Genomic DNA, 5,146 nt, shown 5'->3' with positions numbered 1-5,146 from the left:
CGCCAGGCACACTGGCGGGCATGGCCGTTTCTCTGTACCAGATCGCGATCGACTGCCAGGACGCTCCGAAACTCGCCCGGTTCTGGGCGGAGGTGCTCGATTGGCACATCCTCTACGAGGACCCGGAAGAGATCGTCATCGGCGCCGGTCCGAGCGCGCTGCCCGGCATGGTGTTCCTCACCGTGCCGGAGCGCAAGTCCGTCAAGAACCGGCTCCACATCGATCTGAGCCCCGACGACCGGGACGCCGAGGTGGAGCGGATCATCGGTCTGGGCGCCGGCAAGGTCGAGGTCGGGCAGGGGGACGACGCCACCTGGGTCGTCCTCGCCGATCCCGAGGGCAACGAGTTCTGTGTGCTGAGGCCGAAGAAGACGCTGCTCGACTGAGGTCCCGGCTCCGGACAGGCCCTGTCCGGAGCCCTAGTACGCGGCAGGGGGCCCCGCGGCCGCCTCCGCGAGCGACGGGGCCAGGTTCTCGGTGCGGATACGCCGGTCGACGTAGAGGAGGCTCACCACCAGCTGCGGGAACGCGGCCGTGAGGGCCTGTCCGATCAGCACCGTGACGAGGAAGAAGACCATCGAGGTGATGACGACGGTCAGCGCGGCACCGCTCGTCGACGCGTCCTCCGTGAGGCTCGGGCCGAGGATGTTGAGGAACGAGAACGGCAGCTGGATCACATAGCTCGCCACTGCCGCCATGCCGTAGGCCAGCACCGATATGCCGAAGATCCGCCACCAGTCGCCGCGGACCAGCCGGGACGAGCGGGTCATCGCCGCGACGGCCCCCTGCCCCTCGAAGACGGCGGCGGCCGGCGCGAGGGAGAACTTCACCCAGAGCCAGACCGCCAGCGGGCCCGTGACCAGCGCGCCGAGGAAACCGACAAGGATGAGCCAGCCGAAACCGCCGGCGTCCGAGGACAGCGTGATGAGGGTGATGACGGCGGCCACGAAGGCCGTCCCGATCAGCACCATGGGGACCGCCACGATCAGCGAGGTGAGCAGGACGGCGCCGAGCACCGACCAGACCCGTCGCATGCTGCGGCGCCACACCCGGCCGAACGTCGACGGGTGGCCCAGCACCGCGTCCTGGAGGACGGCGGGGCAGCTCGCGTAGACCAGCGCGTTGGCGACGAGCACCGCGAACAGACCGAAGACGTAGACCGCTCCAAAGGTGAGGACGACGGGCGCGACGTCGTTCCAGCCGGGCGCGACATCGGCGTCCAGCACCCGCTCGAGCCGGTCGGCGTGCGCCGTGTAGGCGATGCCGATCGCCGCGGCGATGGTTACGAGCGCCACGCCGTACGCGGCGAACGCCATGCCGAGCAGCTGCTTCCAGTGCCGGCCGATCGTCGCGAACGCCCCGCCCAGGATGTCGCCGAGACGGAGCGGGGCGAGCGGTACGACGCCAGGCTTGGGAGGCGGCGGCATCCAGCCGCCCCAGCCGGGAGGGCCGGCCGGTCCCGGGTACGGCGGCGTGCTTCCGTATGACATCGGTCGTCCCCCCGAATGTTCTGCGTATCCCTGCGAGTGCCTGCTGCCTGGCCGTATCCGCGGCCTGGTCGGCACACCGTAGCGCCCGGCAACTGAGACCGGTTAGCCCGGGTGCCACCAGGGCGGTTAGGTTTTCTGTCATGACCGACACGTCTTCCGCACCCCGTACCACCGGCGCCGTCGCCGCCGGCCTCGCCACCGTCACCGACGACGGCGTTGTTCTCGACACCTGGTTCCCCGCCCCCGAGCTCGTCGCCGAGCCCGGTCCGGCCGGTACCGAGCGGCTGACCGCGGAGCGGGCCGTGGAGCTCCTCGGCGCCGCCGCCGCGAAGGCCGTCGGCCCCGACGCGCGACGCGGTGTCGAGGTCGTCGCCGTACGCACCGTCATCGCCTCGCTCGACGACAAGCCGCTGGACGCCCACGACGCCTACCTGCGTCTGCACCTTCTCTCCCACCGGCTCGTGAAGCCGCACGGGCAGAGCCTGGACGGCCTCTTCGGCCTCCTTGCCAATGTCGCGTGGACCAGCCTCGGGCCCGTCGCCGTCGACCAGGTGGAGACCGTGCGGCTGAACGCCCGCGCGGAGGGCCTGCACCTCCAGGTCACCTCGATCGACAAGTTCCCGCGGATGACGGACTACGTCGCGCCCAAGGGCGTGCGCATCGCCGACGCCGACCGGGTCCGTCTCGGCGCGCACCTCGCCGAGGGCACGACCGTGATGCACGAGGGCTTCGTCAACTTCAACGCGGGCACCCTCGGCACGTCGATGGTCGAGGGCCGCATCTCCGCCGGCGTCGTCGTCGGCGACGGCTCCGACATCGGCGGCGGTGCCTCCACCATGGGCACCCTGTCCGGCGGCGGCAACGTGATCATCGCCATCGGCGAACGCTGCCTCATCGGTGCGGAGGCGGGCGTCGGCATCGCGCTCGGCGACGAGTGCGTCGTCGAGGCCGGCCTCTACGTCACGGCCGGCACCCGCGTCACGATGCCCGACGGGCAGATCGTCAAGGCCCGTGAGCTGTCCGGCGCGAGCAACATCCTCTTCCGCCGCAACTCCGTCACCGGCACCGTGGAGGCCCGCCCGAACAACGCGGTCTGGGGCGGCCTCAACGACGTGCTGCACAGCCACAACTGATCAGCGGTACGTCGCTCTCGATCGTGTGACTCTGCGTAACTTCGATCCCCGGCAGGCCGATAAGCAGGCCGGACACGCGGAGTCACCCGACCGATTCCCGATGGGCAAGGCGAGGAACCGACATGAAGACCAAGCTGACCACTCTCGGCCTGTGCGCCCTGTTCGCGGGACTGTCCGCGCACGGGGCCGCACACGCCGACGAGACGCACACCGACGCGCACAACGGCCACCGGGTCTCCCTCGTCTCGACAGGGCAGATCGACGACCCTCTCGAGGACGTGCTGGAGCACGCCGCGATTCTCGGCAGCACCTACGTCCGCGACTGACGAACCCCGTCGAGCCGGCGGCCGGTCAGCTCCCCGTACGCCGCCAGCAGCCCGTCGACCGCCTCGCGTGCGGCGGGCTGCAGTGGTTCGCGCACCGGCCCGCCGGGCAGTCCGAGCGCCCCGAGCAGCGCCTTCGCGGTCACCGTGCCGGGCAGGCCGGACGCCATCATCAACTCGGTGAGCGGCAGCATGGCCTGGTGCAGCGCCGTGGCGGCCGCGTTGTCGCCGGCGTCGTGGGCGTCCAGGACGCCCCGCAGCTGCGGGGCCGCCACATTGGCCACCGTGGAGACGAAACCCGCCCCGCCCACCGCGTACAGCGGCAGGTTCAGCTCCTCGCACCCCGAGTAGTACGCCAGGCCGCCGCCCGCGATGACCTTGGAGCTGCCGAGCAGGTCGTAGGCGCAGTCCTTGACGGCCACGATCCTCGGATGCTCCGCGAGCCGCAGCATCGTGTCCGGCTCGACGCGGGTGCCCGTGCGGCCGGGGATGTCGTACAGCATCAGCGGGACGCCCACGGAGTCCGCCACGCGCCGGAAGTGCGCGGCCACGGCCTCCTGCGGGGGGCGGCTGTAGTACGGCGTCACCACGAGCAGCCCTGCCGCGCCCGCCGCCTCCGCGGCCCGCGCCAGTTCGACGGTGTGCCGGGTGTCGGGGGTGCCGACGCCCGCGACGACGACGGCCCGGTCGCCGACCGCCCGGACGACCGCCCGCACGAGCGCCGCCTTCTCGTCGTCGGAGGTGGTCGGTGATTCACCGGTCGTGCCGGACAGCACCAGGCCGTCGCAGCCGGCATCGACGAGGCGGACGGCCAGCCTCTGCGCCCCGTCGAGATCGAGGGCACCGTCGGCGGTGAAAGGCGTGACCATGGCGCACAGGGCGCGGCCGAAGGGAGGAGAGGAGGTCATGCCAGCAGTCTGCGGCGGCCCGGTGCCCGGCTCCAGCGAAATCTGCTTCCGGTAACCGTGAAGCAGCGCTACAGGGTCGGAGTGCCTGACATGATCGGCGGGGGGACGGGGCGGCCCACGGGAGGGGACGGATGCCGAGGACGATCGGGCGGGCGGCGGCGGGCGTGGTGGCCGCTGCGACGGCCGCCGGAGTGCTGGCCGGCTGCGGGGGCACGGGCGACGCCGGTGCGTCCGGGGACCGGGACTACAGAGTGAAGGCGGACCGGCTGGATCCCTCCACGTTCCCGCGGTACGGCGCCCCTTCTCCGGCCGTGACCCCGTCGACGCCGCCCACCCCGGCCACGTGCCCCCGCTCGGGGGTGGTCGTGACCACGGGCGTCGTCGACACGGCCATGGGACGACGGGCCACCGTCCTCGAGCTGAAGAACTGCGGCACGCGGCCCTACGACGTCAACGGCTATCCCCGGATCGGCGCCCTCGACAAGAACCGCGAGGCGCTGGAGCTGACCATCACCCACGACCACCCGTACACCGACGCCGGGCGGGACAAGGGGCCGAAGCCGCTGACGCTCGTGCCGGGGCAGAGCGTGAAGTCGGTCCTCAACTGGAACAACCGGGTGACCTCCTTCGACCCGGTCACCGAAGGCGCCTACCTGGTGGTCACCCCGAGGGAAGGGGAGACGCCGCAGACGCTGCCGTTCCGCCTGGACATCGGTACCTCCGGGGAACTCGACGTCACCGCGTGGGCGCGGGACCTGCTGGGCTGAGCCGCAGGCCCCGCGCGTCGCACACGCCTACGGGCGGAAGCGCAGCACCTGCGGGTCGTGGTCGCTGTTCTGGTCCGAGAACTCCGCGTTGATGTGCACGCTGTCGTAGCTGAAGTCGCGGATCGACGGGCTTGTGAGGATCTGGTCCAGCACCTGGCTGTTGCCCTGGAACACGTACGAGTAACGCTCCGACCGGGGAAGGGACTTGATCGCCGGGTAGAGGGCGCCGCCGTCCGTCAGGGCCTTGGTCGTCTCCGAGAACTCGAAGTCGTTGATGTCGCCCAGCACGACGACGTCCGCCTTGTGGTCGGCGTCGAGGACGTCCTTGACGAAGGCGTTCACGGCCTGAGCCTGCTTCAGCCGCTGAGCCTCGGAGGAACGGTTCGGCGGCTGGTGGTGCGAGACCAGCGACTCGTCGCCGCCCTTCGAACCGAAGTGGTTGGCGACCACGAAGACCGTACGGCCCCGGAAGGTGAACTCGCCGGCCAGCGGCTTGCGGCTGTCGTCCCAGGCGTCGTTCGCCGG

7 protein-coding genes are annotated in these 5,146 nt (G+C 71.2%); 4 read left to right on the top strand and 3 right to left on the bottom strand.

Annotated elements, in window-relative coordinates; translation table 11 throughout:
* The first annotated feature begins 20 nt into the window (after positions 1-20).
* Positions 21-386 carry a VOC family protein gene (locus tag ACWGH4_RS30830; protein ID WP_441264440.1) on the top strand — a complete coding sequence of 122 codons (366 nt, stop codon included), beginning with the start codon at positions 21-23 and terminating at the stop codon, positions 384-386.
* Positions 387-419: 33 nt separating this feature from the next.
* On the opposite strand, the gene ACWGH4_RS30825 is transcribed toward ACWGH4_RS30830, so the two are convergent.
* Complete coding sequence (locus ACWGH4_RS30825; RefSeq protein ID WP_453466695.1) at positions 420-1,490, bottom strand: DUF7847 domain-containing protein; 1,071 nt, start codon at positions 1,488-1,490, stop codon at positions 420-422.
* A 140-nt stretch (positions 1,491-1,630) separates the two neighbouring features.
* Between ACWGH4_RS30825 and dapD the strand changes: the two genes are divergently transcribed.
* Together dapD and ACWGH4_RS30815 are read left to right on the top strand one after the other, a co-directional pair.
* On the top strand, positions 1,631-2,623 hold the full coding sequence (dapD, locus tag ACWGH4_RS30820; protein WP_307705762.1) for a 2,3,4,5-tetrahydropyridine-2,6-dicarboxylate N-succinyltransferase: 993 nt from the start codon (positions 1,631-1,633) through the stop codon (positions 2,621-2,623).
* A gap of 122 nt (positions 2,624-2,745) precedes the next feature.
* Positions 2,746-2,949, top strand: coding sequence for a hypothetical protein (locus ACWGH4_RS30815; protein WP_441264442.1), 204 nt, complete (start codon positions 2,746-2,748; stop codon positions 2,947-2,949).
* On the opposite strand, the gene dapA is transcribed toward ACWGH4_RS30815, so the two are convergent.
* Complete coding sequence (dapA, locus tag ACWGH4_RS30810; RefSeq protein ID WP_453466692.1) at positions 2,934-3,854, bottom strand: 4-hydroxy-tetrahydrodipicolinate synthase; 921 nt, start codon at positions 3,852-3,854, stop codon at positions 2,934-2,936. The genes ACWGH4_RS30815 and dapA overlap by 16 nt on opposite strands.
* Positions 3,855-3,985: 131 nt before the next feature.
* Between dapA and ACWGH4_RS30805 the strand changes: the two genes are divergently transcribed.
* The gene (locus tag ACWGH4_RS30805) at positions 3,986-4,621 is read left to right on the top strand and encodes a DUF4232 domain-containing protein (RefSeq protein ID WP_453466690.1); all 636 of its coding nucleotides are present in this window, start codon (positions 3,986-3,988) and stop codon (positions 4,619-4,621) included.
* Between the two features lie 27 nt (positions 4,622-4,648).
* Here ACWGH4_RS30805 and ACWGH4_RS30800 read toward each other — a convergent pair.
* Positions 4,649-5,146, bottom strand: a 498-nt coding sequence (locus ACWGH4_RS30800) for an endonuclease/exonuclease/phosphatase family protein (protein WP_453466688.1), incomplete at its 5' end; no start/stop codon positions are given.

This window comes from Streptomyces sp. NPDC054847, from assembly GCF_053610925.1.
Note: the sequence above shows the minus strand (reverse complement) of the source record. Positions and strands in the feature narration are given on the sequence as shown.

Excerpts from the sequence above, each read along its gene's own strand:
- ACWGH4_RS30830 (WP_441264440.1), top strand. The coding sequence starts at position 21 with ATGGCCGTTTCTCTGTACCAGATCGCGATCGACTGCCAGGACGCTCCG.
- ACWGH4_RS30825 (WP_453466695.1), bottom strand. The coding sequence starts at position 1,490 with ATGTCATACGGAAGCACGCCGCCGTACCCGGGACCGGCCGGCCCTCCC.
- dapD (WP_307705762.1), top strand. The coding sequence starts at position 1,631 with ATGACCGACACGTCTTCCGCACCCCGTACCACCGGCGCCGTCGCCGCC.
- ACWGH4_RS30815 (WP_441264442.1), top strand. The coding sequence starts at position 2,746 with ATGAAGACCAAGCTGACCACTCTCGGCCTGTGCGCCCTGTTCGCGGGA.
- dapA (WP_453466692.1), bottom strand. The coding sequence starts at position 3,854 with ATGACCTCCTCTCCTCCCTTCGGCCGCGCCCTGTGCGCCATGGTCACG.
- ACWGH4_RS30805 (WP_453466690.1), top strand. The coding sequence starts at position 3,986 with ATGCCGAGGACGATCGGGCGGGCGGCGGCGGGCGTGGTGGCCGCTGCG.